Annotated in this window: 27 protein-coding genes and 5 tRNA genes; 25 read left to right on the top strand and 7 right to left on the bottom strand. The window is 72.3% G+C overall.

Annotated elements, in window-relative coordinates:
* Positions 1–2,401, bottom strand: a 2,401-nt coding sequence (locus AB0E83_RS17425) for a nitrate- and nitrite sensing domain-containing protein (RefSeq protein ID WP_362111758.1), incomplete at its 3' end; no start/stop codon positions are given.
* Positions 2,402–2,975: 574 nt separating this feature from the next.
* Here AB0E83_RS17425 and AB0E83_RS17420 point away from each other — a divergent pair.
* The 9 genes from AB0E83_RS17420 (at position 2,976) to AB0E83_RS17380 (ending at position 7,027) form a co-directional block, all read left to right on the top strand.
* Positions 2,976–3,173, top strand: a complete 198-nt coding sequence (locus AB0E83_RS17420) for a hypothetical protein (protein ID WP_362111755.1) — start codon at positions 2,976–2,978, stop codon at positions 3,171–3,173.
* 113 nt (positions 3,174–3,286) lie between these two features.
* The gene (locus AB0E83_RS17415; RefSeq protein ID WP_362111753.1) at positions 3,287–4,066 is read left to right on the top strand and encodes a fumarylacetoacetate hydrolase family protein; all 780 of its coding nucleotides are present in this window, start codon (positions 3,287–3,289) and stop codon (positions 4,064–4,066) included.
* Positions 4,059–5,534 (top strand): glutamate--tRNA ligase, encoded by a 1,476-nt coding sequence (gene gltX / locus AB0E83_RS17410; protein WP_362111750.1) that lies wholly within the window; start codon positions 4,059–4,061, stop codon positions 5,532–5,534. Before AB0E83_RS17415 ends, gltX begins: the two co-directional genes overlap by 8 nt.
* A gap of 145 nt (positions 5,535–5,679) precedes the next feature.
* Positions 5,680–6,405: an HAD family hydrolase gene (locus AB0E83_RS17405; RefSeq protein ID WP_362111747.1), complete on the top strand. Its 726-nt coding sequence runs from the start codon at positions 5,680–5,682 to the stop codon at positions 6,403–6,405.
* Positions 6,406–6,497: 92 nt separating this feature from the next.
* A tRNA-Gln gene (locus tag AB0E83_RS17400) sits at positions 6,498–6,569 on the top strand.
* A gap of 42 nt (positions 6,570–6,611) precedes the next feature.
* Positions 6,612–6,684 (top strand) — tRNA-Glu (locus AB0E83_RS17395).
* A 61-nt stretch (positions 6,685–6,745) separates the two neighbouring features.
* Positions 6,746–6,818 (top strand) — tRNA-Glu (locus tag AB0E83_RS17390).
* 22 nt (positions 6,819–6,840) lie between these two features.
* A tRNA-Gln gene (locus AB0E83_RS17385) sits at positions 6,841–6,912 on the top strand.
* A gap of 42 nt (positions 6,913–6,954) precedes the next feature.
* Positions 6,955–7,027: transfer RNA gene (locus AB0E83_RS17380), tRNA-Glu, on the top strand.
* 133 nt (positions 7,028–7,160) lie between these two features.
* Here the strand turns inward: AB0E83_RS17380 and ndgR are convergent.
* Entirely contained in the window at positions 7,161–7,877 is a 717-nt protein-coding gene (ndgR, locus tag AB0E83_RS17375) for an IclR family transcriptional regulator NdgR (protein WP_005311436.1), read from the bottom strand.
* A 139-nt stretch (positions 7,878–8,016) separates the two neighbouring features.
* Here ndgR and leuC point away from each other — a divergent pair, with 139 nt between their 5' ends.
* From leuC to AB0E83_RS17355, 4 genes are all read left to right on the top strand, one after another.
* Positions 8,017–9,441 carry a 3-isopropylmalate dehydratase large subunit gene (gene leuC, locus AB0E83_RS17370; RefSeq protein ID WP_362111744.1) on the top strand — a complete coding sequence of 475 codons (1,425 nt, stop codon included), beginning with the start codon at positions 8,017–8,019 and terminating at the stop codon, positions 9,439–9,441.
* Between the two features lie 6 nt (positions 9,442–9,447).
* Complete coding sequence (leuD, locus tag AB0E83_RS17365) at positions 9,448–10,041, top strand: 3-isopropylmalate dehydratase small subunit (protein ID WP_362111741.1); 594 nt, start codon at positions 9,448–9,450, stop codon at positions 10,039–10,041.
* A 104-nt stretch (positions 10,042–10,145) separates the two neighbouring features.
* Complete coding sequence (locus AB0E83_RS17360; protein ID WP_030496950.1) at positions 10,146–10,373, top strand: hypothetical protein; 228 nt, start codon at positions 10,146–10,148, stop codon at positions 10,371–10,373.
* Positions 10,374–10,516: 143 nt separating this feature from the next.
* Positions 10,517–11,221, top strand: a complete 705-nt coding sequence (locus AB0E83_RS17355) for an HU family DNA-binding protein (protein WP_362111738.1) — start codon at positions 10,517–10,519, stop codon at positions 11,219–11,221.
* A 91-nt stretch (positions 11,222–11,312) separates the two neighbouring features.
* On the opposite strand, the gene AB0E83_RS17350 is transcribed toward AB0E83_RS17355, so the two are convergent.
* Both AB0E83_RS17350 and cofC read right to left on the bottom strand, forming a co-directional pair.
* Positions 11,313–11,522, bottom strand: coding sequence for a hypothetical protein (locus AB0E83_RS17350; RefSeq protein WP_282693978.1), 210 nt, complete (start codon positions 11,520–11,522; stop codon positions 11,313–11,315).
* Positions 11,523–11,532: 10 nt separating this feature from the next.
* Complete coding sequence (gene cofC, locus AB0E83_RS17345; protein ID WP_362111735.1) at positions 11,533–12,228, bottom strand: 2-phospho-L-lactate guanylyltransferase; 696 nt, start codon at positions 12,226–12,228, stop codon at positions 11,533–11,535.
* Between the two features lie 128 nt (positions 12,229–12,356).
* Here cofC and AB0E83_RS17340 point away from each other — a divergent pair, with 128 nt between their 5' ends.
* From AB0E83_RS17340 to AB0E83_RS17330, 3 genes are all read left to right on the top strand, one after another.
* On the top strand, positions 12,357–13,109 hold the full coding sequence (locus AB0E83_RS17340; RefSeq protein ID WP_362111732.1) for a lysophospholipid acyltransferase family protein: 753 nt from the start codon (positions 12,357–12,359) through the stop codon (positions 13,107–13,109).
* Positions 13,106–14,107 (top strand): NAD(P)H-dependent glycerol-3-phosphate dehydrogenase, encoded by a 1,002-nt coding sequence (locus AB0E83_RS17335; RefSeq protein WP_362111729.1) that lies wholly within the window; start codon positions 13,106–13,108, stop codon positions 14,105–14,107. The genes AB0E83_RS17340 and AB0E83_RS17335 overlap by 4 nt, the downstream gene beginning before the upstream one ends.
* A gap of 82 nt (positions 14,108–14,189) precedes the next feature.
* The gene (locus AB0E83_RS17330; RefSeq protein ID WP_362111726.1) at positions 14,190–15,329 is read left to right on the top strand and encodes a D-alanine--D-alanine ligase family protein; all 1,140 of its coding nucleotides are present in this window, start codon (positions 14,190–14,192) and stop codon (positions 15,327–15,329) included.
* A gap of 30 nt (positions 15,330–15,359) precedes the next feature.
* On the opposite strand, the gene AB0E83_RS17325 is transcribed toward AB0E83_RS17330, so the two are convergent.
* Complete coding sequence (locus tag AB0E83_RS17325; RefSeq protein WP_362111723.1) at positions 15,360–15,848, bottom strand: DUF3515 domain-containing protein; 489 nt, start codon at positions 15,846–15,848, stop codon at positions 15,360–15,362.
* Positions 15,849–15,868: 20 nt separating this feature from the next.
* Entirely contained in the window at positions 15,869–16,102 is a 234-nt protein-coding gene (locus AB0E83_RS17320; RefSeq protein ID WP_030496958.1) for an Lrp/AsnC ligand binding domain-containing protein, read from the bottom strand.
* 233 nt (positions 16,103–16,335) lie between these two features.
* Here AB0E83_RS17320 and AB0E83_RS17315 point away from each other — a divergent pair, with 233 nt between their 5' ends.
* Entirely contained in the window at positions 16,336–17,298 is a 963-nt protein-coding gene (locus tag AB0E83_RS17315; protein WP_362111720.1) for a thiamine-phosphate kinase, read from the top strand.
* Positions 17,295–18,101: a bifunctional hydroxymethylpyrimidine kinase/phosphomethylpyrimidine kinase gene (thiD, locus tag AB0E83_RS17310; protein ID WP_362111717.1), complete on the top strand. Its 807-nt coding sequence runs from the start codon at positions 17,295–17,297 to the stop codon at positions 18,099–18,101. Before AB0E83_RS17315 ends, thiD begins: the two co-directional genes overlap by 4 nt.
* Before the next feature lie 134 nt (positions 18,102–18,235).
* Here the strand turns inward: thiD and rpmB are convergent, their stop codons facing one another.
* Positions 18,236–18,421, bottom strand: coding sequence for a 50S ribosomal protein L28 (gene rpmB, locus AB0E83_RS17305; RefSeq protein ID WP_003957616.1), 186 nt, complete (start codon positions 18,419–18,421; stop codon positions 18,236–18,238).
* Between the two features lie 232 nt (positions 18,422–18,653).
* Between rpmB and AB0E83_RS17300 the strand changes: the two genes are divergently transcribed.
* The 7 genes from AB0E83_RS17300 to rpmF all read left to right on the top strand — a co-directional run bounded on the left by AB0E83_RS17300 (position 18,654) and on the right by rpmF (position 25,851).
* The gene (locus AB0E83_RS17300; RefSeq protein WP_362111714.1) at positions 18,654–20,333 is read left to right on the top strand and encodes a DAK2 domain-containing protein; all 1,680 of its coding nucleotides are present in this window, start codon (positions 18,654–18,656) and stop codon (positions 20,331–20,333) included.
* Between the two features lie 48 nt (positions 20,334–20,381).
* Positions 20,382–22,580, top strand: coding sequence for an ATP-dependent DNA helicase RecG (recG, locus tag AB0E83_RS17295; protein ID WP_362111711.1), 2,199 nt, complete (start codon positions 20,382–20,384; stop codon positions 22,578–22,580).
* Positions 22,581–22,653: 73 nt separating this feature from the next.
* A complete protein-coding gene (gene rsmD / locus AB0E83_RS17290) occupies positions 22,654–23,253 on the top strand; it encodes a 16S rRNA (guanine(966)-N(2))-methyltransferase RsmD (RefSeq protein ID WP_362111708.1) in 600 nt (199 codons plus the stop codon).
* Positions 23,254–23,279: 26 nt separating this feature from the next.
* Entirely contained in the window at positions 23,280–23,759 is a 480-nt protein-coding gene (coaD, locus tag AB0E83_RS17285; RefSeq protein WP_362111770.1) for a pantetheine-phosphate adenylyltransferase, read from the top strand.
* 110 nt (positions 23,760–23,869) lie between these two features.
* Entirely contained in the window at positions 23,870–24,892 is a 1,023-nt protein-coding gene (locus AB0E83_RS17280) for an ATP synthase F0 subunit B (protein ID WP_362111705.1), read from the top strand.
* Positions 24,893–25,036: 144 nt separating this feature from the next.
* Complete coding sequence (locus AB0E83_RS17275; protein WP_362111767.1) at positions 25,037–25,675, top strand: DUF177 domain-containing protein; 639 nt, start codon at positions 25,037–25,039, stop codon at positions 25,673–25,675.
* 2 nt (positions 25,676–25,677) lie between these two features.
* A complete protein-coding gene (rpmF, locus tag AB0E83_RS17270) occupies positions 25,678–25,851 on the top strand; it encodes a 50S ribosomal protein L32 (protein ID WP_030496967.1) in 174 nt (57 codons plus the stop codon).
* Positions 25,852–25,868: the final 17 nt, after the last annotated feature.

Genomic DNA, 25,868 nt, shown 5'->3' with positions numbered 1-25,868 from the left:
GCAGGGCCCGGGCCCCCCGGGCGCGCCCCCGCAGGGCGGCACCGGGACCGCCGGCCGCGCCGGGACCGCCGGGCAGACGGCCGCCGGGGGCGTTGCCGCCCTGCGGGGCCGCGCCCTGGGAGCCCGGGCCCTGCTTGGGGGCCGGCTTGCGGCCGCCCTGGGCGACGTCGACCGGGAGCATGACGAGCGCGGTGGTGCCGCCGGAGTCGGACGGGCGGAGCTGGATGCGGATGCCGTGCCGCAGGGACAGGCGGCCGACCACGAAGAGGCCCATGCGGCGGGAGACGGAGACGTCCACGGTGGGCGGCGACGCGAGCCGCTCGTTGATCGCCGCCAGGTCCTCGGGGGAGAGGCCGATGCCGGTGTCGTGGATCTCGACGAGGACGCGGCCGTCGGGCAGCGCGTGACCGGTGACCCGGACCTTGGTCTGCGGGGAGGAGAACGAGGTGGCGTTCTCCAGCAGCTCGGCGAGGAGGTGCACGAGGTCGTTGACGACCCGGCCGGCGACGTCGGTCGCCGGGACCGCGGCCAGTTCGATGCGCTCGTACTGCTCCACCTCGGAGGCGGCGGCGCGGAGCACGTCGACCAGCGGGACCGGGCGGGTCCACCGGCGGCCGGGCTCCTCGCCGGCGAGGACGAGGAGGTTCTCGCCGTTCCGGCGCATGCGGGTCGCGAGGTGGTCGAGCTTGAAGAGCGAGGAGAGCTGGTCCGGGTCGGCCTCGCGGGACTCCAGCTCGGAGATGAGCGAGAGCTGGCGCTGGATGAGGCCCTGCGAACGGCGCGAGAGGTTGGTGAACATCGCGTTGACGTTGCCCCGGAGGAGGGCCTGCTCGGCGGCGAGGCGGACGGCCTCGCGGTGCACGTCGTCGAAGGCCGCGGCCACCTGGCCGATCTCGTCCCGGGAGTGCACGCCGACGGACTCGACGGAGGTGTCGACGTCCTGCGGGTCGGCCTCGGAGAGCTGCTTGACGAGCTCGGGCAGGCGCTCCTGGGCGACCTTGGTCGCGGTGTCCTGGAGGCGGCGCAGCGAGCGGATCATGGACCGCGCCACGACGAAGGCGCCGATGAGCGAGACGCCGAGGACGAGGAGGATCAGCGCACCGTTGATGATGGCCTCGCGCTGCGACTCCTGCCGCAGCTCACGGGCCATCGTCTCCATGTCGCCGAGGAGCTCGTTCTCGATGCGGCCCATGGCCGCGATCTTGGTCTCGTACTCGTCGGTGAAGTTGAGGTAACCGCGCTTCGGGCCGTTGAGCATGGCGGTGTCGGACTTCAGCACGCGCTCGGCGTACTTCTCGGCGTCCACGATCGTGGGGTTGCCGGAGCGGAGCGAGTCGGTGAGGTCGGTGGCGTTGCCGCCGGTCGCCTCGTAGACCGCCGTGAAGGACTTGAAGGCGTTGGTCTCGCCGCTGAGCGCGGCCTCGCCGTAGAGGCGGTCGCCGGGCTGGATCTGGCCGGCGGTCTTGTCGCTGGCCGGCAGGGCGCCCGCGATGATCGCCTGCTGGATGGAGGCGTACTCCTTGGCGGACGAGAACGCGGCGAGCGCGCGGGTCCGCTTGATCATCTCGGGGTTGCTGGTCGCCTGCGCCATGTCCTGGGAGAGGCTGAGCAGCGAGCGGATGAGACGGCTGTACGCCTCGACCGTCACCGAGTGCTGGACGCCCTCCTTGTAGGCGTTGCCCCGGATGTTCGTGAGGTCGACGATCTGCGAGGCGATCGTGGTGACGTTCGCGCGGATGCTGCGCAGCGCCTCGTCGTCCGCGTCGTTCGGGATGGCCCGGGTGGCGGCGAGGAAGGCGTTGTACTGGCGGTCGGTGCGGCGCCGCGGGTTGGCCACCTGGTAGTCGCTGACCGGGCGGCCGTTGGCGAGCGGACCGGCGGAGAGGTCGCGCTCGGCCTGGAGGTCCTGGGCGAGCGCGGTCGCCTCGCGGGTCAGCTTGGTGAGCAGCTGCATGTGGTCGAGCTGCTCCATGTCCTGGAGCGACTCGTTGATGCGGATGCCGCCGAGGCTGGTGGCCGCGACCACGGGGAGGGTCAGCAGGGCCACGAGGCGCGTGGAGATGCGCCAGTTGCGCAGGGCTATTCGGGGGCCGGTCGCGTTCTCGGGGGTGACGGGCGCGGTGCCCTTCTCCCCGCGCGGGGCGGTGGTCGTGCCGGACTCGCCGGACGCGGCGGCCGGGCCGGAACGGCGTGCGGAGCCCTCGCCGGGCTCGCCGTTCGGCCGCGCGGCCTTGCCCTGGTTCCTGCCCTGGCCGCCCGGGCCGGGTGCCTGCTGGGCGGAGTGCGGGGCAGCGGGGCCGCGATCGGTCCCGGCGCGCGGTTCCTGCTCCGGCGGAGCGTCCGCGCGGCCCTTGCGGGCCTGGGCGGAGCCCGCGCCATCCCTCTTGAAACGTCCCTGCACTAGCGTCGCAACCTCTGGACCAGGCGTCCTTCCGGGTGGCCCCGGAGCGGACGGTGTCGGCGTCGATGGGACGCGTCGGTGCGCCCCAGGTGGTCGTCGGTGACCGGCGCAGATCCCCCTTCTCCGCCGCTCGGCCGGCGCTGCGTTGCGCCCCCTGCGTGCCGGCTTCGAACCCGCGACGGTGCGTGGAATTCCAGCACAGTGCCGGATCTCCAACAAGGGCTGCGGTCTGTACCGCAGGGGGGATGACAACCCGTGCGCGCGACGTCACCGCGTGTAGAAGATGATCACGGAGGATTCGGACTTTTCCCCTCCAATGTTCCGGCGCCCCCGAGTGTCCCAGTAGCGATGATCAGGAGCGGAATGGAACGTTCAATGGCGGAATGTCCCTTTCCGTGACCTGACATGCCCGTCCGTAATGCCCGGAATATCCGCCAAGTCGTGAGCAAACTCACACCGAAATGGATGTCTCAGCCATGCATTCGAAGGGAACGCCTTGATTTAGCCTGACGCTTTGCACCATCATCCCCGCGCCCGTACGGGCGCCCGTCCCGGAACAAGGTCTGCCAGCGCGATGACTGCACCCACCCCCGCCACCACGGCCAACCCGCGCCGCTCCACCCTCGCCCACCTCGCGGACGCCGCCGCCCTCGACCGCGGCGCCACCCCCGAGTACGCGGCGGAGCTGCCCGGCACCACCGCCAACCCGCGCCGCACCGTCCTCATGCAGGCCCCCGCGCCCCACGTGCCGGCCTACCTCGCCGAGGTCTGATCAGGGATTCCCGTCCGCCCGCCACCGGCGCCACCCGCCGGTCGGCCGCCCCGCGCCGCGTTAGCCTGGAGCGTCAGACTCCAGCCAGCACCAAGTGAGGGGCGACAGCACTCGTGCGCATCGCCAGATTCTCCATCGACGGCAATGTCGCCTTCGGCGCGGTCGAGGGGACCGTCGAGTCCGGCGGCCTGGTCCTCGACATCATCAAGGGCATCCCGTACACCGACTTCGAGCTCAGCGGCACCAAGGTCCCGCTGAGCAAGGTACGGCTCCTGCCGCCGGTGCTCCCCAACAAGATCGTGGCCATCGGCCGCAACTACGCGGAGCACGCCGAGGAGCTCGGCAACGAGGTCCCGGAGGTCCCGGTCGCCTTCTTCAAGCCGACCACCTCCGTCATCGGCCCCGGCGACGCCATCGAGTACCCCTCCTTCTCCAGCGAGCTGCACCACGAGGCCGAACTGGCCGTGGTGATCGGCCGCATGTGCCGCGAGGTGCCCCGGGAGCGCGTCAAGGACGTGATCTTCGGCTACACCTGCGCCAACGACGTGACCGCCCGCGACGTCCAGAAGCGCGAGGCCCAGTGGGCCCGCGCCAAGGGCTTCGACACGAGCTGTCCGCTGGGCCCCTGGGTGGAGACCGACCTCGACCCGAGCGACCTCACCCTCCAGGCCACGGTCAACGGCGAACAGCGCCAGCTCGGTCGGACGAGCGACATGATCCGCTCCATCGAGGACCTGGTCGTCCACATCACCGAGGCCATGACGCTGCTCCCCGGCGACGTCATCCTCACCGGCACCCCCGCCGGGGTCGGCCCCCTCACCGTCGGCGACGAGGTCGCCGTCACCATCGAAGGCATCGGCACTCTCACCAACAGGGTGATCAAGCGTGGCTAACGCGAATATCCGCGTCCGTTTCTGTCCGTCCCCGACCGGCAACCCCCACGTGGGCCTGGTCCGCACCGCCCTCTTCAACTGGGCCTTCGCCCGGCACAACGAGGGCACCATGGTCTTCCGCATCGAGGACACCGACGCGGCCCGCGACTCCGAGGAGTCGTACGAGCAGCTCCTCGACTCGCTGAAGTGGCTGGGCCTCGACTGGGACGAGGGCCCCGAGACCGGCGGCCCGCACGCCCCGTACCGCCAGTCGCAGCGCATGGACATCTACAAGGACGTCGCCGACAAGCTGCTCGCCGGCGGCTACGCGTACCGCTGCTACTGCACCACCACCGAGCTCGACGACCGCCGCGAGGCCGCCCGCGCCGCCGGAAAGCCCTCCGGCTACGACGGCCACTGCCGCGAGCTGTCGGCCGAGCAGGTCGCCGTCTACGAGGCCGAGGGCCGCGAGCCGATCGTCCGCTTCCGGATGCCCGACGAGCCGATCACCTTCACCGACCTGGTCCGCGGCGAGCTCACCTTCACCCCCGAGAACGTGCCGGACTACGGCATCCTCCGGGCCAACGGCGCCCCGCTCTACACCCTGGTCAACCCGGTCGACGACGCCCTGATGGAGATCACCCACGTCCTGCGCGGCGAGGACCTGCTCTCCTCCACCCCCCGCCAGATCGCCCTCTACAAGGCGCTGATCGAGCTTGGCGTCGCCAAGGAGATCCCCGCCTTCGGCCACCTGCCGTACGTGATGGGCGAGGGCAACAAGAAGCTCTCCAAGCGCGACCCGCAGGCCTCCCTCAACCTCTACCGGGAGCGCGGCTTCCTCCCCGAGGGCCTGCTGAACTACCTCTCGCTCCTCGGCTGGTCCTTCTCCGCCGACCAGGACATCTTCACCATCCCCGAGATGGTGGCGAAGTTCGACATCGCGGACGTCAACGCCAACCCGGCCCGCTTCGACCTCAAGAAGGCCGAGTCCATCAACGCGGACCACATCCGCATGCTGGACGTGAAGGCGTTCACCGAGGCGTGCGAGCCCTGGCTCCGGGCCCCGCACGCCCCCTGGGCCCCGGAGGACTTCGACCGCGCGGCCTGGGAGCGGATCGCCCCGCACGCCCAGACCCGCCTGACCGTCCTCTCCGAGATCACGGCCAACGTCGACTTCCTCTTCCTGCCCGAGCCGGTCTTCGACCAGCCCTCGTGGGACAAGGCGATGAAGGGCGAGCCCGCGGCCCTGCTCACCACCGCCCGCGAGAAGCTGGAGTCGGCCGACTGGACCGACCCCGAGTCGCTCAAGAACGCCGTCCTGGCCGCCGGCGAGGCCCACGGCCTCAAGCTCGGCAAGGCCCAGGCCCCGGTCCGCGTCGCCGTCACCGGCCGCACCGTCGGCCTCCCCCTCTTCGAGTCCCTGGAGATCCTGGGCAAGGAGAAGACCCTGGCCCGCGTCGACGCGGCCCTGGCGAAGCTCGCCGCGTAAGCACGCCCACCCCACGGGGGCGGGGCCCGGAGTTCCCTCCGGGCCCCGCCCCCGTCGTCGTACCCGCCCCCGGGGCCGGCCCACGCCCATGACGCCGGACGACGCCCCCTCCCGAGGGGGCCGCCGGCGGCGTACGGTCGGTGCCATGACCATCCGCGCCGTCCTGTGGGACGTGGACGACACGATCTTCGACTACGCGGGCGCCGACCGCGCCGGCATGCGCGCCCACCTCGCCGCCGAGGGCCTGACCGGACTGCACGGCACCGTCGAGGACGCCCTGGTCCACTGGAAGGCCCTCACCGAGCTGCACTGGCGGCGCTACGAGGAGGCGCCGGCGGGGAGCTGGCAGGACCAGCGCCGCCGACGGGTCCGCGACTTCCTGGAGCGGCCGGGGATGACCGACGCCGAGGCCGACGCCTGGTTCGGCCGGTACGTGGCCCACTACGAGGCCGCCTGGGAGCTCTTCCCCGACGCCCTGCCCGTCCTCGACCTGCTCGCCGCCGACTACCGGCAGGGCGTCCTGTCGAACTCCAGCATCCACGCCCAGGAGCCCAAGCTGCGCGCCCTCGGCGTCCGCGACCGCTTCGAGGCCGTCCTGTGCGCCGCCGAGCTGGGCGCCGCCAAGCCGGCCGCCGAGGCCTTCCACGCCGCCTGTACGGCCCTGGGCCTCGCCCCGCACCAGGTGGCGTACGTGGGGGACCGGCCCGACGTCGACGCGCTCGGCGCCCAGGAGGCGGGGCTCCTCGGCATCTGGCTGGACCGCGCCGGCACCGGCGAGCAGCCCGGCCTGCGCCGCATCACCGACCTCCACCAGCTCCCGTCGCTGCTCCGCGGCGATACCCGTTTTGGAGCACCGTCCACCTTCGGGTAATGTTCTTCCTGCGCCGAGGGGAGCAAGCCGAAAGGCAAGAACCCGGAAAGCGCAAGCCGAGCAAGATCCCCAGCACGGGGAAGTTGCCCCGGTGGCCTATGGTGTAATTGGCAGCACGACTGATTCTGGTTCAGTTAGTCTTGGTTCGAGTCCAGGTAGGCCAGCTCGCAGAGCTCATCTGCAAACCAGTGGATTGGCATCCACGAGCCCCCGTTGTGTAGCGGCCTAGCACGCCGCCCTCTCAAGGCGGTAGCGCCGGTTCGAATCCGGTCGGGGGTACAGATCCTTCCCGCGGGATCACCTGGGTAGCTCCCGGTGAACCCGATGCAGGATCGCTAGGGCCCCCGTTGTGTAGCGGCCTAGCACGCCGCCCTCTCAAGGCGGTAGCGCCGGTTCGAATCCGGTCGGGGGTACGACGCTGGTCTAACCACGTATTGGTCTATGGTGTAATTGGCAGCACGACTGATTCTGGTTCAGTTAGTCTAGGTTCGAGTCCTGGTAGACCAGCTCGGATCTGCGGCGGATCATTGAACGCCCGCACGATCCAAAGCCCCCGTTGTGTAGCGGCCTAGCACGCCGCCCTCTCAAGGCGGTAGCGCCGGTTCGAATCCGGTCGGGGGTACGCGATCGAGAAGCCCTTCCCTTCGGGGGAGGGCTTCTTCGCTGTTCCCGGCACCCGCGGCCGGACACAAGTCCGGCCCACCGCTGCGGCGTTGGAGCGGTGGGCCGGGAACGTACAGGTGAACAGAGAAGACTCAGCCGTTGCGGCGCAGGGCCTCGCTGAGCCGGGCGGCGGCGTCGATGACCGCCTGGGCGTGCATGCGGCCCGGGTGGCGCGTCAGACGCTCGATCGGACCCGAGACCGACACGGCGGCCACCACGCGGTTCGAGGGGCCCCTGACGGGCGCCGAGACCGACGCGACGCCCGGCTCCCGCTCGCCGATCGACTGGGCCCAGCCGCGGCGCCGTACGCCCGACAGGGCCGTCGCCGTGAAACGGGCGCCCTGGAGGCCCCGGTGCAGCCGCTCGGGCTCCTCCCAGGCCATCAGGATCTGCGCCGACGAGCCGGCCTTCATGGTGAGCGTCGAACCCACCGGGACCGTGTCCCGCAGGCCCGAGAGGCGCTCGGCCGCCGCCACGCAGATGCGCATGTCGCCCTGGCGCCGGTAGAGCTGCGCGCTCTCGCCGGTGACGTCGCGCAGATGCGTCAGCACCGGCCCCGCCGTCGCCAGGAGGCGGTCCTCGCCCGCCGCCGCCGCGAGCTCCGCGAGGCGCGGACCGAGAATGAAGCGACCCTGCATGTCGCGGGCCACCATCCGGTGGTGTTCCAGTGCCACGGCCAGTCGGTGGGCCGTGGGCCGTGCGAGTCCCGTCGCCGCGACCAGTCCTGCGAGGGTGGCCGGACCGGACTCCAGGGCGCTCAGGACAAGGGCTGCCTTGTCGAGAACGCCTACGCCGCTAGAGTTGTCCATGCAACGATATTCGCGTCTCACTCTGTGAAACGCAAGTTCAATTTTCCGAGGAACTTGTCACTCTGGTGAGGCGGCCGCACAACGGACCGCGAAACGGTCTCTAGTGGTGCCGGCGCAGCCGCCGGCCGGAGGGAAAGCGATGGGTAGGACACTCGCGGAGAAGGTCTGGGACGACCACGTCGTCCGGCGCGCCGAGGGCGAGCCCGATCTCCTCTTCATCGATCTTCACCTGCTGCACGAGGTGACCAGCCCCCAGGCCTTCGACGGTCTCCGCCAGAACGGCCGCCAGGTGCGGCGCCTCGACCTCACCCTCGCCACCGAGGACCACAACACCCCCACCCTCGACATCGACAAGCCGATCGCCGACCCGGTCTCCCGCGCACAGCTGGAGACCCTGCGGAAGAACTGCGCCGAGTTCGGCGTCCGGCTCCACCCGCTCGGCGACGTCGAGCAGGGCGTCGTCCACGTGGTGGGCCCCCAGCTGGGCCTGACCCAGCCCGGCATGACCGTGGTCTGCGGCGACTCCCACACCTCCACGCACGGCGCCTTCGGCGGCCTGGCCTTCGGCATCGGCACCAGCCAGGTCGAGCACGTCCTCGCCACCCAGACGCTGCCGATGGCCCGCCCGAAGACCATGGCCATCACCGTGAACGGCGAGCTGCCCGCCGACGTCACCGCCAAGGACCTGATCCTCGCCGTCATCGCGAAGATCGGCACCGGCGGCGGCCAGGGCTACGTCCTGGAGTACCGGGGCTCCGCCATCGAGAAACTCTCGATGGAGGGCCGCATGACCATCTGCAACATGTCCATCGAGGCCGGCGCCCGCGCGGGCATGATCGCCCCCGACGAGACCACCTTCGCCTACCTCAAGGGCCGCCCGCACGCCCCCGTGGGCGAGGACTGGGACGCCGCCGTCGCGTACTGGAAGACCCTGCGGACCGACGAGGACGCCGTCTTCGACGCCGAGGTCGTCATCGACGCCGCCGAGCTCGCCCCGTTCGTCACCTGGGGCACCAACCCCGGCCAGGGCGCCCCGCTTTCGGCGAACGTCCCCGACCCGGCCTCGTACGAGGACCCCTCGGAGCGCCTCGCCGCCGAAAAGGCCCTGGAGTACATGGGGTTGACCGCCGGGCAGCCGCTGCGCGACATCAAGGTCGACACCGTCTTCGTGGGCTCCTGCACCAACGGCCGCATCGAGGACCTGCGCAACGCCGCCTCCCTCCTGGAGGGCCGCAAGGTCGCCGACGGCGTCCGCATGCTGGTCGTCCCCGGCTCCGTCCGGGTCGCCCTCCAGGCCGTCGAGGAGGGCCTGGACAAGGTTTTCAAGGAGGCCGGCGCCGAATGGCGGCACGCGGGCTGCTCCATGTGCCTGGGCATGAACCCCGACCAACTGGCACCCGGTGAGCGCTCCGCGTCCACCTCCAACCGCAACTTCGAGGGCCGGCAGGGCAAGGGCGGCCGCACCCACCTGGTCTCCCCCCAGGTCGCCGCCGCCACCGCCGTCCTGGGCCACCTGGCCTCCCCGGCCGACCTGTCCGACGCCGTCACCACCGCGGGGGTCTGAGGAACCATGGAAGCTTTCACCACGCACACCGGCCGGGCCGTCCCGCTGCGCCGCAGCAACGTCGACACCGACCAGATCATCCCCGCGCACTGGCTCAAGAAGGTCACCCGCGACGGCTTCGAGGACGGGCTCTTCGAGGCCTGGCGCAAGGACGAGACCTTCGTCCTCAACCTGCCCGAGCGCCAGGGCGCCACGGTCCTGGTGGCCGGCCCCGACTTCGGCACCGGCTCCTCCCGCGAGCACGCCGTCTGGGCGCTCCAGAACTACGGCTTCAAGGCCGTCATCTCCTCCCGCTTCGCCGACATCTTCCGCGGCAACTCGCTGAAGAACGGTCTGCTGACCGTCGTCCTGCCCCAGGAGACGGTCGACGCCCTCTGGGAGCTGACCGAGGCCGACCCCACCGCCGAGGTCACCGTCGACCTGGAGGCCCGCAAGGTCCTGGCGGCCGGGATCGACGCCGACTTCGAGCTCGACGAGAACGCCCGCTGGCGGCTCCTGAACGGCCTCGACGACATCAGCCTCACCCTTCAGAACGAAGCCGACATCGCGGCCTACGAGGCGGCCCGGCCGTCCTTCAAGCCCCGTACAATTACGGCCTGAGCAGCGCTTTTCCCCGACTGCGCCCCCCACCTCCCGGTGGGGGGCGCAGTCGCTTGTTGAGACCCCGTCGGGCGACAACTCGCCCTAGATGGCACAATCTGTGCATGGAACGCGACAGCCAACTCGAGCTCTACGAGGCAGTCGCCGCCCGATTGAAAGAAGCGCACTCCCGAGTGCGCGCACTGCAAGTCCCGGAGGGCGTAAGGATGGCGCTGTCCCGGAAGCTGCTGGTCGTCACGGCCGCGGCGAAGCACGATCTCGCGGACGCGGCAACGCGTCTGGACCGGTTGATGAAGGACCTCGACGAGGGCCGATTCCCTGAAGACGACTGACACCAGGAACTCCGCAACGGCACTTCCGCGTTGCGGCACTAGGGTGATTAGCCCGTTTCGTGTTTGATTTGCGGTATATACATGCCTAACGTGCGAAAAAGCTTGAACACTTTCGTTCCGGCAAAGTCTCCGAAGGGGAAGACGTGAACAAGGCGCAGCTCGTAGAAGCGATTGCCGACAAGATGGGCGGTCGCCAGCAGGCCGCCGATGCCGTCGACCACGTGCTCGACGCCATCGTGCGCGCCGTGGTCGCCGGCGACCGTGTCTCGGTCACCGGCTTCGGCTCGTTCGAGAAGGTCGACCGCCCCGCCCGGTACGCCCGCAACCCGCAGACGGGCGAGCGCGTCCGGGTCAAGAAGACCTCCGTTCCGCGCTTCCGTGCGGGCCAGGGCTTCAAGGACCTGGTCAGCGGCTCGAAGAAGCTCCCCAAGGGCGGCGAGGTCTCCGTCAAGAAGGCCCCCAAGGGCAGCCTCACCGGCGGCGCCTCCGCCACGGTGAAGAAGGCCGCCGCCAAGAAGGCCACCACGGCCAAGAAGGCCGCCGCCAAGAAGGCCACGCCGGCCAGGAAGACCACCACCGCCGCCGCCACGAAGAAGGCGACCCCGGCGAAGAAGACCACCACCGCGGCCGCGAAGAAGACCACCACCGCCGCCGCGACCAAGAAGACGACGGCGGCCGCCAAGAAGACCACCGCCGCCGCCAAGAAGGCCACCCCGGCCGCCCCGGCCAAGAAGGCCACGGCCAAGAAGACCGCCCCGGCCAAGAAGGCCACGGCGAAGAAGGCGCCCGCCAAGAAGACCACGGCGCGCAAGACCGCCACGGCCAAGAAGGCCGCCGCCAAGAAGTAGGACGGCCACCGCACGTCCGCCGGGCCGGGCTCCCGCACGGGAGCCCGGCCCGCGGCGCGTTCCCGCGGCCGCACGGCCGCCGGGGGAGCGCTCAGAAGGTCTGCAGCGTCACCAGGGTGATCCGCAGGCCCGCGCCCGAGGTGCCGGGCTCCGCCTCGATCCGCACCCGCTGCCCCGGACGCAGCAGCCGCAGGCCGCCCGCGTCGAAGGCCTCCGCCCCGAACTCCACCGGGGTGCCGTCGTCGAGCAGCACACTGCCGCTGCGGGTCTCGGAGTCGTACGTGTACGCGGTCGCCTGCATGGACCGCAGCCTAGGGCATCCCCTCCGGGCCGTGCCGGGCCTCCAGGCCCCCGCGCGGCGCCGGCACCGCCACCGGCCGCCGGGCCGCCGTCCGCGGGCCGAGCCCCAGCGCCCCCGCCGCCGCCAGGTCGTCGCCGGTGTCCACGTCCCGCCGGACGGAATCCACCCCGGCCATCCGGATTTCCACCGCCCCCGACGACAAATGCCGAAGTCGCGACGGCCCCCCGAAAGCCGGTTCCAATTCCACCCCCGGCCCCGCCGAGAGGAATGTCGTACCTATTTCGGCCGCATCCGCGAGAAATGCCCGGGGGAATTGGCGGGCCGCCGCCAGGACCCGCGCCAGCTCCGCCGGACGCAGTGCCGGCAGGTCCGCGTTCAGCGCCGCCACGCGCGCGTGCGGCCGCCGCTCCCGCACCGCCCGGGCCCCGTGCGCCAGGGCCGCGTTGAGCCCCGCCGCCGGGGCGTCCGGCACGATCCGCGCCCCCAGCGCGGCCAGCGCCCGGCCCGCCGCCGGATCGTCCGTGACCACCACCACGTCCCGCACCTCCGGGCAGTCCAGCGCCGCCGCCACCGTGTCCTGGGCGAAGGCCAGGGCCAGCCGGGGGCGCAGCCGCTCCCCGGCCGCGGGAGCGAGCCGGCTCTTCGCCAGGGCCAGGGGCTTGAGGGGTACGACCAGGGACCAGCCGTCGTCCGCATCCGTGTTCATCGCCGACCATTCTTTCCCGCCCGGGCGGGACCGCCCCCGGCGCCGGGGCGTACGGTGTCCTCGACAGAGCAGGAGCATGGGGCGACACTTGACCCCCTGCCAGCAAGACCCGGAGAAAGGTGCCCCGAGTGCCCCGCCGCAGAATCGGCTTCTGGTACCGCCTCGCGGCGGTCATCGCCAAACCCCCCCTGGTGGTTCTGTTCAAGCGGGACTGGCGCGGCATGGAGCACATTCCGGCCGACGGCGGATTCATCACCGCGGTCAACCACAACTCGTACCTGGACCCGCTCTCCTACGCGCACTACCAGTACAACACCGGCCGGGTGCCCCGCTTCCTCGCCAAGGCCGGCCTCTTCAAGGCCGGATTCGTCGGCACCATGCTCCGCAACACCGGCCAGATCCCCGTCTACCGCGAGACCGCGAACGCCCTGGACGCCTTCCGGGCCGCCGTCGACGCCATCGAGCGGGGCGAGTGCGTCGCCTTCTACCCCGAGGGCACCCTGACCCGCGACCCCGACATGTGGCCCATGCCCGGCAAGACCGGCGCCGCCCGCGTCGCGCTGCTCACCAAGGCGCCCGTCATCCCGGTGGCGCAGTGGGGCGCCAACCTCGCGATGCCGCCGTACGCCAAGAAGGACAAGTTCAGCTTCTTCCCCCGGAAGACGCTGATCGTCCAGGCCGGCCCGCCGGTCGACCTCTCCCGCTTCGACGGCCTGGAGCCCACCCCCGAGGTGCTGCGCGAGGCCACCGAGACGATCATGGCCGCCATCACCGCCCTCCTGGAGGAGGTCCGCGGCGAGCGGGCCCCCGCCGAGCCGTACGACCCGCGCCGCGCCCGCCGGGAGCAGCGGCGCAAGGCCGCCGAAGGGGGAGCCAAGTGACCAAGGCCGCCGTCTTCGGCAACGGGTCCTGGGGCACCGCCTTCGCCATGGTGATGGCCGACGCGGGCTGCGAGGTGAGCCTCTGGGGCCGCCGCCCCGCGCTCGCCGAGACCATCAACGCCACCCGTACCAACCCCGACTACCTGCCCGGCGTCGAGCTCCCCCGGGGCGTCACGGCCACCGCCGACCCGGCCGAGGCCGCCGCCGGCGCCGACTTCGCCGTCCTCGCCGTCCCCTCCCAGACCCTGCGCGAGAACCTTGCCGCCTGGGGGCCGGAACTGGGCCCCGGCACGGTGTTCGTCTCCCTCATGAAGGGCATCGAACTCGGCACCGCCAAGCGGATGAGCGAGGTCATCACCGAGGTCGCCGGCGTCCCCGCCGAGCGTGTCGCCGTCCTCACCGGCCCCAACCTGGCCCGTGAGATCGCCGCCCGGCAGCCCGCCGCCGCCGTCGCCGCCTGCGTCGACGAGTCGGTCGCCCAGCGGCTCCAGGCCGCCTGCATGACCCCGTACTTCCGCCCGTACACCAACACCGACGTCGTCGGCTGCGAACTCGGCGGCGCGGTGAAGAACGTCATCGGCCTCGCCGTCGGCATCGCCAACGGCATGGGCCTCGGCGACAACTCCAAGGCCACGCTCATCACCCGCGGCCTCGCCGAGACCACCCGGCTCGGCCTCGCCATGGGCGCCGACCCGCTCACCTTCTCCGGCCTCGCGGGCCTCGGCGACCTCGTCGCCACCTGCTCCTCGCCGCTCTCCCGGAACAACACCTTCGGCACCAACCTGGGCCGCGGGATGACCCTGGAGGAGACCATCGCGGTCACCAAGCAGACCGCCGAGGGCGTCAAGTCCTGCGAGTCGGTGCTCGATCTCGCCCGCCGGCACGGCGTCGACATGCCCATCACCGAGACCGTCGTCTCCATCGTCCACGACGGCAAGCCGCCGACGGTCGCCCTCAAGGAACTGATGTCGCGCAGCGCCAAGCCCGAACGGCGCTGACCGGGGGCCGCTGCGCCGTCCGCGCGAGGCGGCCAGCGGGGCGCTCAGGAGTTCGGAGACCGCAAGGTACGCTCATCGCGATATGAGCGAGAACACCCAGAGCCCCCGCAAGCCGCGCGTGGCCGTCGTCTTCGGCGGACGCAGCTCCGAGCACGCCATCTCCGTCGTCACCGCCGGCGCCGTCCTCAAGGCGATCGACCGGACCAAGTACGACGTGCTGCCCATCGGCATCACCCGGGAGGGGCGCTGGGCGCTGACCGCCGACGCCCCCGAGCGGATGGCGATCGCCGACCGCGCCCTGCCGGACGTCGACCAGCTCGCCGAGTCGGAGACCGGCGGCGTGGTCCTCCCGGTCGACCCGGCCAGCCGCGAGGTCGTCCTGCACGAGCCCGGTTCGCTGCCGCAGGCCCTCGGCGAGGTCGACGTCGTCTTCCCGATGCTCCACGGCCCCTACGGCGAGGACGGCACCCTCCAGGGCCTCCTGGAGCTCTCCGGCATCCCGTACGTCGGCGCGGGCGTCCTCGCCTCCGCCGTCGGCCAGGACAAGGAGTACATGAAGCGGGTCTTCGTCTCCTACGGCCTGCCGGTCGGCCCGTACGAGGTCATCCGGCCGCGCGAGTGGGACCGCAACCCGGCCGAGGCCCGCAAGAAGATCGTCGAGTTCGCCGCCGACCACGGTTGGCCGCTCTTCGTGAAGCCGGCCCGCGGCGGCTCCTCCATGGGCATCACCAAGGTCGACGACCTCTCCGGCCTCGACGAGGCCGTCGAGGAGGCCCGCCGCCACGACCCGAAGATCATCGTGGAGGCGCTGGTGCGCGGCCGCGAGATCGAGTGCGGCGTCCTGGAGTTCGAGGACGGCCCGCGCGCCAGCGTGCCCGCCGAGATCCCGCCGGTCACCGACCACGACTTCTACGACTTCGAGGCCAAGTACATCGACTCGGCCTCCGGTCTGGTGCCCGCCCCGATCGGCGACGAGGCCACCGCCGAGGTCCAGCGCCTGGCGGTCGCCGCCTTCGAGGCGGTCTCCTGCGAGGGCCTGGTCCGCGCCGACTTCTTCCTCACCGAGGACGGCGACTTCGTCATCAACGAGATCAACACCATGCCCGGCTTCACCCCGATCTCCATGTACCCGCGCATGTGGCAGGAGAGCGGCGTGAGCTACCCCGAGCTGGTCGACCGGCTCATCCAGGCCGCGCTGACCCGCTCCACGGGCCTGCGCTAGCACGGACGGGCCCGGCCGGGGGACCGGGCCCTAACGGCACTCCGGCTCCAGGGCGCAGGGAACCGTCCGGTCCACCGGGCCGGCGAGGTCGGCCAGCGGCCCGGCGTCGTGCGCGTACCGCTCGTCCAGGGTCACCTCGACGTACGTCCTCCGGTACACCGAGGTGAACCGGGGCCCGCCGCCCTCCGTCCGCTCCAGCATCCAGCGGACGCCCTCCGCGGAGACGGCCTCCGCCTGCGGATCGCTCATCTTTTCGGGCCGGGGGACTCCGCAGCGCAGTACGATCGCTCCGTCACCCCACCCGGCGGTCAGCTCGGAGTCGGGGGACGGATCGCTCCGCTCCCGCCCCGCCACGGCGTCCGGGAGCTCCTTCGCCAGCGCACGGCAGAGCGCCGCCTCCGCCGCGGGCGGAGTCGGCACCGGCACGGACGCCCGGGCGTCGGCGGAGCAGCCGGTGACGGCCAGCAGCAGGACGGCGGCTGAGGCGGGCAGGCCGAAGGGCCGGTGGGAAGACGTCACCGGCCAAGCGTAGACGGGGGCTACAGATGGACGACCGGGCAGGTCAGGGTGCGCGTGATGCCGTCCACTTGCTGGACCTTCGCGACCACCATGCGGCCGAGCTCGTCGACCGTGTCGGCCTGGGCCCGCACGATCACGTCGTACGGCCCGGTCACGTCCTCGGCCTGGATCACCCCCGGGATCTTGGCGATGGTGTCGGCGACGGTCGACGCCTTGCCCACCTCGGTCTGAATCAGGATGTACGCCTGTACCACGGAACCTCCAGGGCGACCACGAGGATCTTGTGGGAGAAAGGGACGCCACGGTACCGCGTCGCCGAGGTGCGCGGGGAGACCCGCGCCTTCCGGAGTGCCCGGGGTGTGGCGTACACAGGACAGAAGTTGACGGTCAACTTGACGGTACCCAGCACGGTGACGGCCCGCGACCCGCGGCGCGAGCGGACGCTCCGCCGACCGCCGGCCGGCACGACGACACGAGGTGAGACGCGGTGAAGGGCACAGTCGGAGAACTGGGCGAGTTCGGGCTCATCAGAGAGCTCACGTCCCGGCTCACCTCCACCCCGGCGGTACGGATCGGGCCCGGCGACGACGCCGCCGTGGTCTCCGCCCCCGACCGGCGCGTGGTGGCCAGCACGGACATCCTGCTCGAAGGGCGCCACTTCCGGCGCGACTGGTCGACGGCGTACGACGTCGGCCGCAAGGCCGCCGCGCAGAACCTCGCCGACATCGCCGCCATGGGCGCGGTCCCCACCGCGCTCCTCCTCGGCCTCGTCGTCCCCGCCGAACTCCCCGTCACCTGGCCCACGGAACTCATGGACGGCCTGCGCGACGAATGTCAGGTCGCGGGCGCGGCGGTGGTCGGCGGCGACGTCGTCCGGGGCGACACGATCATGGTCTCCATCACCGCCCTCGGCGACCTCCGCAACGCCGACCCGGTCACCCGGGGCGGCGCCGAGCCCGGCGACGTCGTCGCCTACACCGGCTGGCTCGGCTGGTCCGCCGCCGGCTACGCGGTCCTCTCCCGCGGCTTCCGCTCCCCGCGCGCCTTCGTCGAGGCCCACCGCCGCCCCGAACCGCCCTACCACGCGGGTCCCGCCGCCGCCGGGCTCGGCGCCACCGCCATGTGCGACGTCAGCGACGGCCTGATCGCCGACCTCGGCCACATCGCCGAGGCCAGCAACGTCCGCATCGACCTGCGCTCCGGCCTCATCGACATCCCCGGCCAGATGCACGACATCGGCCAGGCCGTCGGCGTCGACCCGCTCCAGTGGGTCCTCACCGGCGGCGAGGACCACGCCATCGTGGCCACCTTCCCGCCCGACGTGAAGCTGCCCGCCCGCTGGAAGGTCATCGGCGAGGTCATCGCCCCCTCCGCGCTGCCCCAGGTGACCGTCGACGGCGCCCCCTGGCACAGCGTCGGCGGCTGGGACCACTTCGGGGAGACCGAGTGACCACCCGGCCGCCCCTGGTGCTGACCGTCGCCGGATCCGACTCCGGCGGCGGCGCCGGCATCCAGGCCGACCTCAAGACCATGCTCGCGCTCGGCGTCCACGGCATGAGCGTGCTCACCGCCGTCACCGCCCAGAACTCCCTGGGCGTGCGGGGGGCCTGGGAACTGCCCGAGGAGGCCGTCCGGGCCCAGTACCGGGCCGTCGTCGACGACATCGGCGTCCAGGCCGTCAAGACCGGCATGCTCGCCTCCGCCGCGCTCGTGGAGACCGTCGCCGAACTCCTCGCCGGCACCCCCGGGGTGCCGGTGGTCGTGGACCCGGTCGGCGTCTCCAAGCACGGCGACCCGCTGCTCGCCGCCTCCGCCCTCGATTCGGTACGGACCCGGCTGCTGCCGACGGCGACCGTCGCCACGCCCAACCTCGACGAAGTGACACAGCTCACGGGAATCGTGGTGGAGGACGAGGACGGGATGCGCCGGGCCGCCGACGCGGTCCTCGGGTACGGACCGCGCTGGGCGCTGATCAAGGGCGGCCACCTGCCCGGCGGCGCCCCCGAGGCCGTGGACCTGCTCACCGACGGCACCGAGGAGCACTGGCTGCGCGCCCCCCGCCACGACAACCGGCACACCCACGGGACGGGCTGCACCCTCGCCTCGGCGGTCGCGTCCGGGCTCGCGCGCGGGCGCGCGGTGCCGGAGGCCGTACGGGAGGCGAAGGCGTACGTGACCGGGGCCATCGCCGCCGGCTTCGCCCTGGGGGAGGGCATCGGCCCGGTGGACCACGGGTGGCGGCTACGCCGCTGAGCCCCCGCTCCCGGGAGAGCGCCCGAGCCGGTCCCCGGGCCCGTGCCCGGGCATGGCAAAAGGCCGGTTCACCGAGGTGAACCGGCCTTTCAAGGCAACCGCAGGGGCTGCGCTACGACACGGAAACGTCGCGATTAGCGCGAGACCTTGCCGGCCTTGATGCACGAGGTGCAGACGTTGAGCCGCTTCGGCGTCCGACCGACCACGGCACGCACACGCTGGATGTTCGGGTTCCAGCGACGAGACGTACGGCGGTGCGAGTGCGAAATGTTGTTGCCGAAGCCCGGCCCCTTGCCGCAGACGTCGCAGTTGGCAGCCACGGGTCACTCCAAAGACTTCAGATTTACAGTGAGATCCGGCGCACCGGAATCAGGAGTCTGAAGTGGCTTGCCGGGAATGGCCCGGCGAGTGCCGGGCAACCGAAGCAGCATACAACGGCTGCTCCCGTGGAACGAAACTACCACGGTCCGGGCCCGCCCCGTCCCGGCCCCCGGATCCCGGACGCCCCGGTCTACCCTGCGGTGAGCTTCACCGCCGAAGGAGGACCCCCCGTTGTCGCGAGCCCCGCAGCCCTCCGACCGCGCCGACCGCACCGTCCGCACCGACCGCACCGTCCGGAGCGGCGAGCGCCTCGCCCTCGACGCCGAGGCGGTCCGGGCCTGGAGCGCGCGGACGGCCGGGGAGCTCGGGCGGGAGCGGGCCGCGATCGACGCCATCAACGTCTACCCGGTCGCCGACGGGGACACCGGCACCAACCTGTACCTCACCGCCCAGGCCGCCCACGAGGCCGTCGAGGCCGTCTTCGCCGCCCCCGGGGCCTCCGCCCCCGACACCGCCGACGCCGTACGGGCCCTGGCCCACGGGGCGCTGCTCGGCGCCCGCGGCAACTCCGGGACCATCCTGTCCCAGCTGCTGCGCGGCATGGCCGGCGTGCTCGCCCGGGGCGCCGACGGCGACCACCTCGCCCGGGCCCTCGGTACCGCCGCCGCCTCCGCCCGCGCGGCCGTCGCCCACCCCGAGGAGGGCACCGTCCTCACCGTCGCCGACGCCGCCGCGGCCGCCTGCGCCGGCGGCGGCACCCTCCCGGACGTGGCCAGGAGGGCCTACGACGGGGCCAGGACGGCCCTGGAGGCCACCCCGGGGCAACTGGCCGTGCTCGGCCGCGCGGGGGTCGTGGACGCCGGGGGACGGGGCCTGGTGACCGTCCTCGGCGCGCTGGTGGAGACGGTGACCGGCCGGGCGCCGGAACCGCCGCCCGCCTCCGCGCCGGCACGGACCGTGCCCGCCGCGGCCGGGGAGACCTGCGGCCCCGCCGACCAGGGCCCCGGCTACGAGGTGCTGTACCTCCTGGAGGCCGAGGACGCCGCCGTCGACCTCCTCAGGGCCCGGCTCGACGCCCTCGGCGACTGCCTCGTCGTCGTCGGCGGCGACGGCCTGTGGAACGTCCACGTCCACGTCGACGACCCGGGCGCCGCCGTCGAGGCCGGGATCGAGGCGGGCCGGCCGCACCGGATCCGCATCACCCACTTCGCGAGCACGGCCCCCGCCGCCCCGGCCGGGGGCGAGCGCGCCCGGCGCGCCGTCGTCGCCGTCGTGCCCGGCGAGGGCCTGGCCGGCCTGTGCGCCGAGTCCGGCGCGACCACCGTCCTCGCCCGGCCCGGCGAACCGCCCGCCGGCGAGGAGCTCGTCGACGCGATCCGCCGCGCCCACGCGCGCGAGGTCGTCCTCCTGCCCAACGACGCCGACCTGCGGAAGGCGGCCGCGGCCGCCGCCGAACGCGCCCGCGCCGAGGGCATCCGCGTCGCCCTCATCCCGACCCGGGCCGCCGTCCAGGGCATCGCCGCCCTCGCCGTCCACGAACCCGGCCAGAGCTTCGACGAGGACGTCGTCGCCATGACCGCCGCCGCCGGCGCCACCCGCTACGCCGAACTCGCCGTCGCCGAACGCCGGTCCTTCACCTCCGCCGGCGTCTGCCAGGCCGGCGACGTCCTCGGCCTCATCGAGGGCGACGTCGCCGTCATCGGCCAGGACCTCACCGAGACCGCCCGGACCGTCCTCGACCGGATGCTCCAGGCCGGCGGCGAACTCGTCACCCTCGTCGTCGCCGACGGCACCCCGCCCGGTCTCGCCGGCGTCCTCGAAGCCCACGTCCGGCGCGGCTACCTGGCCGTCGACACCGTCACCTACCACGCGGGCGAAGGCGCCCCGCCGCTCCTCATCGGCGTCGAGTAGGGCGCGTTGTCCACAGGCTCGCCCCGGCTGTCGGCGCCGTGGTGTGCAATGGACGACGTGCCCGCGCTCGACGAACCCCTCAAGAAGTCCCTCGGCCCCGCCACCGCCAAGGTCATGGCCGAGGCCCTCGACCTGCACACGGTCGGCGACCTCCTCCACCACTACCCCCGGCGGTACGCGGAGCGGGGCGAGCTCACGACCCTCTCCGACCTGCCGCTCGACGAGCACGTCACGGTCGTCGCCCAGGTCGCCGACGCCCGCGTGCACACCTTCAACGGCGCCAAGGGGCGCGGCCAGCGGCTCGAAGTGACCATCACCGACGGCTACGGCCGGCTCCAGCTGGTCTTCTTCGGCAAGGGCGTGCACAAGCCCCACCACGACCTGCTGCCCGGCACCCGGGCGATGTTCTCCGGCAAGGTCTCCCTCTTCAACCGCCGCCTCCAGCTCGCCCACCCCGCCTACGAACTCCTGCGCGGCGACGAGGACACGGCCGTGGACACCTGGGCCGGGGCCCTCATCCCGATCTACCCGGCCACCACCAAGCTGGAGTCCTGGAAGATCGCCAAGGCCGTCCACACCGTCCTGCCGGCCGCCGCCGAGGCCGTCGACCCGCTGCCCGGCGCCCTCCGCGAGGGCCGCGGCCTCGCCGAACTGCCCGACGCCCTGCGCATGATCCACCACCCCCGGACGAAGGCCGACGTCGCCGCCGCCCGCGAACGGCTCAAGTGGGACGAGGCCTTCGTCCTCCAGGTCGCCCTGGCCCGCCGCCGGCACGCCGACACCCAGCTCCCCGCCGTCCCCCGGCGCCCCGCCGCGGACGGCCTCCTCACCGCCTTCGACGCCAAGCTCCCCTTCACCCTCACCGAGGGCCAGCGGAAGGTCTCGAAGGAGATCTTCGACGACCTCGCCACCGACCACCCCATGCACCGGCTCCTCCAGGGCGAGGTCGGCTCGGGCAAGACCCTGGTGGCGCTGCGGGCCATGCTCGCCGTCGTGGACGCCGGGGGACAGGCCGCGATGCTCGCCCCCACCGAGGTCCTCGCCCAGCAGCACCACCGGTCCGTCACCGAGATGATGGGCGAGCTCGCCGAGGGCGGCATGCTCGGCGGCGCCGAGAAGGCCACCAAGGTGGTGCTGCTCACCGGCTCCATGGGGGCCGCCGCCCGCCGCCAGGCCCTGCTCGACCTGGTCACCGGCGAGGCCGGGATCGTCATCGGCACCCACGCCCTCATCGAGGACAAGGTCAGGTTCCACGACCTCGGCCTCGTCGTCGTCGACGAGCAGCACCGCTTCGGCGTCGAACAGCGCGACGCCCTCCGGGGCAAGGGCAAGCAGCCGCCCCACCTGCTGGTCATGACCGCCACCCCGATCCCGCGGACCGTCGCCATGACCGTCTTCGGCGACCTGGAGACCTCCGTCCTCGACCAGCTCCCCGCCGGCCGCTCCCCGATCGCCAGCCACGTCGTCCCCGCCGCCGACAAGCCGCACTTCCTCGCCCGCGCGTGGGAGCGGGTCCGCGAGGAGGTCGAGGGCGGCCACCAGGCGTACGTCGTCTGCCCCCGCATCGGGGACGAGGAGGACGAGAAGAAGGCCGCCAAGCGCAAGCCCTCCGCCGAGGACGAGGCCGAGAAGCGCCCCCCGCTCGCCGTCCTCGACGTCGCCGACAAGCTCCGCGCCGGCCCCCTCGCCGGGCTCCGGATCGCCGCCCTGCACGGCCGCATGCACCCCGACGACAAGGACGACGTCATGCGCCGCTTCGCCGCCGGCGAACTCGACGTCCTCGTCGCCACCACCGTCATCGAGGTCGGCGTCAACGTGCCCAACGCCACCGCCATGGTGATCATGGACGCCGACCGCTTCGGCGTCTCCCAGCTCCACCAGCTCCGCGGCCGCGTCGGCCGCGGCTCCGCCCCCGGCCTGTGCCTCCTCGTCACCGAGATGCCCGAGGCGAGCCCCGCCCGCGGACGCCTCGGCGCGGTCGCCGCCACCCTCGACGGCTTCGAGCTCTCCCGCGTCGACCTCGAACAGCGCCGCGAGGGCGACGTCCTCGGCCAGGCCCAGTCCGGCGCCCGCTCCTCCCTGCGGGTCCTCGCCGTCATCGAGGACGAGGAGGTCATCGCCGCCGCCCGCGAGGAGGCCACCGCCCTCGTCCTCGCCGACCCGGACCTCGACGCCCACCCGGGCCTGCGCACCGCCCTGGACGCCCTGCTGAGCGAGGAGCGGGAGGAGTACCTGGAGAAGGGCTGACCGCGGGAGCCGCCCTAAGCTGGTCACGTAGCGCGTACGCCTACGCGACCAGCACCCGAGGACGAGGAAACCGATGACCCGCGTGATCGCCGGCACCGCCGGCGGACGGCGCCTGGCCGTGCCCCCGGGCAACGGCACCCGCCCCACCTCCGACCGGGCGCGCGAGGGCCTCTTCTCCACCTGGGAGGCGCTCCTCGGCACCCTCGACGGGGTCCGGGTCGCCGACCTGTACGCCGGCTCCGGCGCCGTCGGCCTCGAAGCGCTGTCCCGCGGCGCCGCCCACGCCCTGCTCGTGGAGGCCGACGCCCGGGCGGCCCGCACCGTCCGGGAGAACGTCCGCGCCCTCGGCCTGCCCGGCGCCGAGGCCCGCACCGGCAGGGCCGAGCAGGTCGTCACGGGACCCGCCCCGGCGGAGCCGTACGACCTGGTCTTCCTCGACCCGCCCTACGCCGTCGCCGACGAGGAGCTCCGCGAGATCCTCCTCACACTGCGCGCCGGGGGCTGGCTGAGCGAGGATGCCGTCGTCACCGTGGAGCGCGCCACGCGGGGCGGGGAGTTCGTCTGGCCGGACGGCTTCGAGGCCCTGCGGTCGCGCCGTTACGGTGAAGGAACGTTCTGGTACGGCGGCGTCACCGCCCCGGACCGGGCCGACACCGACGAAGCCGCCCGATGACCGCACCGAAGAGCGAGGGAAGCAGGATGCGCCGCGCCGTCTGCCCGGGGTCGTTCGACCCCATCACCAACGGACACCTCGACATCATCGCCCGCGCCTCCAAGCTGTACGACGTCGTGCACGTCGCGGTGATGATCAACCAGTCCAAGAAGGGCCTGTTCTCCGTCGAGGAGCGGATCGAGCTGATCCGCGAGGTCACCGCCGACTTCGGGAACGTCGAGGTGGAGTCCTTCCAGGGCCTCCTCGTCGACTTCTGCAAGCAGCGCGACATCCCCGCCATCGTCAAGGGCCTGCGCGCGGTCAGCGACTTCGACTACGAGCTCCAGATGGCCCAGATGAACAACGGCCTGTCGGGCGTCGAGACGCTGTTCGTGCCCACCAACCCCACCTACAGCTTCCTGTCGTCCTCCCTGGTCAAGGAGGTCGCGGCCTGGGGCGGCGACGTCTCCCACCTGGTGCCCCCGGCGGTCCTCGGCCGGCTCGCCGAACGCCTCCGGGAGAAGTGACGCGCGGCCACCGCCGCTGACGCTCCGTCACCTGGTGTCGGACGGGCCGCGACTGCCCTTACAGTCGTCCCGTCCGTCTCCATCCAGCTGTAGAGAGTGGCGAGCACCCGGTGGACGTGCAGAAGAAGCTCGACGAGATCGTCGCGACCGTACAAGGCGCCCGCTCGATGCCCATGTCGGCCTCCTGCGTGGTCAACCGCGCCGAACTGCTCGCCCTCCTCGACGAGGTGCGGGACGCCCTGCCGAACTCCCTCGCCCAGGCCCAGGAGCTCATCGGCGGCCGCGAGCAGATGGTCGAGCAGGCCCGCCGGGAGGCCGAGCGGATCATCGAGGCCGCCCACGCCGAGCGCGGCACGATCGTCTCCGACACCCAGATCGCCCGGCAGTCCCAGGAGGAGGCCGACCGGATCCTCGCCGAGGCCCGCCGCGAGGCCGAGGAGATCCGCGCCGAGGCCGACGAGTACGTCGACTCCAAGCTCGCCAACTTCGAGGTCGTCCTCAACAAGACCATCGGCTCCGTCGACCGCGGCCGCGAGAAGCTCCTCGGCCGCGGCCCGGGCCTGGACGAGCACGGCTACCCGGACCAGGACGCCCCCGAGTACAGCGCGGACCCGCAGACCCTGATCGCGCGCGCCGACGAGTACGTGGACGCCAAGCTGGGCGCCTTCGAGGCGGTCCTCTCCAAGACCCTGGAGGCCGTCGGCCGCGGTCGGCAGAAGCTGCACGGCCGGATCGCCACCGACGCCCTCGGCGAGCACATGGCCGCCCAGGAGGGCCTCGGCCAGTCCGTCCACACCAGCGACGCCGACTACCTCGCCGGCCTCGCGGAGCTTGCCGACCCCGAGCCGGTCCCCGCCGCGCCCGCCCCCGTCGCCGCCCGGATCCCGGCCCAGCAGGACCCGTACGCGTACCAGCAGCAGCCCCAGCAGGCCGACCCGTACGGCTACCCGCAGCAGGACCCGTACGCGTACCAGCAGCCCCAGCAGGCCGACCCGTACGGCTACCCGCAGCAGGACCCCTACGCGTACCAGCAGCAGCCTCAGCCGCAGCCGGCCGCGCTCGACGAGACCAGCTTCTTCGACACGAGCATGATCGACCTGGAGCAGCTGCGCCGGTACGAGCAGGGCCAGTAAGCGGGCGAAGGCCCCGATTGGGCCCTGGGCGAAGCGTCCAGTATCCTGGCCCTTCGGTCGCGTGTATGCCCGCGATCCATGCTGCCCGCAAGCGGCAGCCCCCGTAAGACTTGCGACGTGAACGATCCGAAAGCAGGAAGAGCCCTGAGCACGCGCCTCGACCACCGCAACCCCCTCGTGTTCGACACGCACGAGCTGGGGCGGCGTCCCGGTGCCCTCCAGCGGATCTCCCGCACGGTCGACGCGCCCGCCGATCTCGGTGTCGCGGGGGTCGTCGGAGTGCCCGAGGGCGCCCCGGTGGAGATCGAGCTCCGACTCGAGTCGGTCATGGAAGGGGTGCTTGTCACAGGCACCGCCCGTGCATCGGCCGAGGGGGAGTGCGTAAGGTGTCTGGAGCCCGTCGAGCTGGAGCTCGACGCGGACTTCCAGGAGATGTTCTCGTACCCCGACTCCGACGACCGGGGCCGCTCCAAGGCGACCCCGGGCGACGAGGACGATGAAGACGAGGACATGATCCCCCTCGAGGACGGCATGTTCGACCTCGAACCCGTGCTGCGTGACGCAGTGGTACTCGCGCTGCCCATGCAGCCGGTGTGCCGGGAGGACTGTGCGGGTCTGTGTTCCGACTGCGGAATCAACCTGAACGAGAACCCCGACCACCACCACGACGCCACCGACATCCGTTGGGCGGCACTGCAGGAACTCGCCGGTTCGCTGGGAGCCGACGAGAAGGACAACATGAGCGACGCCGCTACCGGTGTCGACGAGAAGCAGGAGAAGTAGCCGTGGCTGTTCCGAAGCGGAAGATGTCGCGCAGCAACACGCGCCACCGCCGGTCGCAGTGGAAGGCTGCGGTCCCCACCCTGGTTTCGTGTGAGCGTTGCCAGGAGCCGAAGCAGCAGCACATCGCGTGCCCGAGCTGCGGCACCTACAACAAGCGCCAGGTCCTCTCGGTCTGAGCGGGCTGGTGAGAGGC

It is taken from the genome of Streptomyces sp. NPDC035033, from assembly GCF_040636735.1.
In the GTDB taxonomy this organism is placed as follows: Bacteria; Actinomycetota; Actinomycetes; order Streptomycetales; family Streptomycetaceae; genus Streptomyces.
The sequence above is the reverse complement of the archived record's forward strand: the minus strand, read 5'-3'. Positions and strand labels throughout refer to the sequence as shown.

Excerpts from the sequence above, each read along its gene's own strand:
- AB0E83_RS17420 (WP_362111755.1), top strand. The coding sequence starts at position 2,976 with ATGACTGCACCCACCCCCGCCACCACGGCCAACCCGCGCCGCTCCACC.
- AB0E83_RS17405 (WP_362111747.1), top strand. The coding sequence starts at position 5,680 with ATGACCATCCGCGCCGTCCTGTGGGACGTGGACGACACGATCTTCGAC.
- ndgR (WP_005311436.1), bottom strand. The coding sequence starts at position 7,877 with ATGGACAACTCTAGCGGCGTAGGCGTTCTCGACAAGGCAGCCCTTGTC.
- leuC (WP_362111744.1), top strand. The coding sequence starts at position 8,017 with ATGGGTAGGACACTCGCGGAGAAGGTCTGGGACGACCACGTCGTCCGG.
- leuD (WP_362111741.1), top strand. The coding sequence starts at position 9,448 with ATGGAAGCTTTCACCACGCACACCGGCCGGGCCGTCCCGCTGCGCCGC.
- AB0E83_RS17360 (WP_030496950.1), top strand. The coding sequence starts at position 10,146 with ATGGAACGCGACAGCCAACTCGAGCTCTACGAGGCAGTCGCCGCCCGA.
- AB0E83_RS17350 (WP_282693978.1), bottom strand. The coding sequence starts at position 11,522 with ATGCAGGCGACCGCGTACACGTACGACTCCGAGACCCGCAGCGGCAGT.
- cofC (WP_362111735.1), bottom strand. The coding sequence starts at position 12,228 with ATGAACACGGATGCGGACGACGGCTGGTCCCTGGTCGTACCCCTCAAG.
- AB0E83_RS17330 (WP_362111726.1), top strand. The coding sequence starts at position 14,190 with ATGAGCGAGAACACCCAGAGCCCCCGCAAGCCGCGCGTGGCCGTCGTC.
- recG (WP_362111711.1), top strand. The coding sequence starts at position 20,382 with ATGGACGACGTGCCCGCGCTCGACGAACCCCTCAAGAAGTCCCTCGGC.
- rsmD (WP_362111708.1), top strand. The coding sequence starts at position 22,654 with ATGACCCGCGTGATCGCCGGCACCGCCGGCGGACGGCGCCTGGCCGTG.
- coaD (WP_362111770.1), top strand. The coding sequence starts at position 23,280 with ATGCGCCGCGCCGTCTGCCCGGGGTCGTTCGACCCCATCACCAACGGA.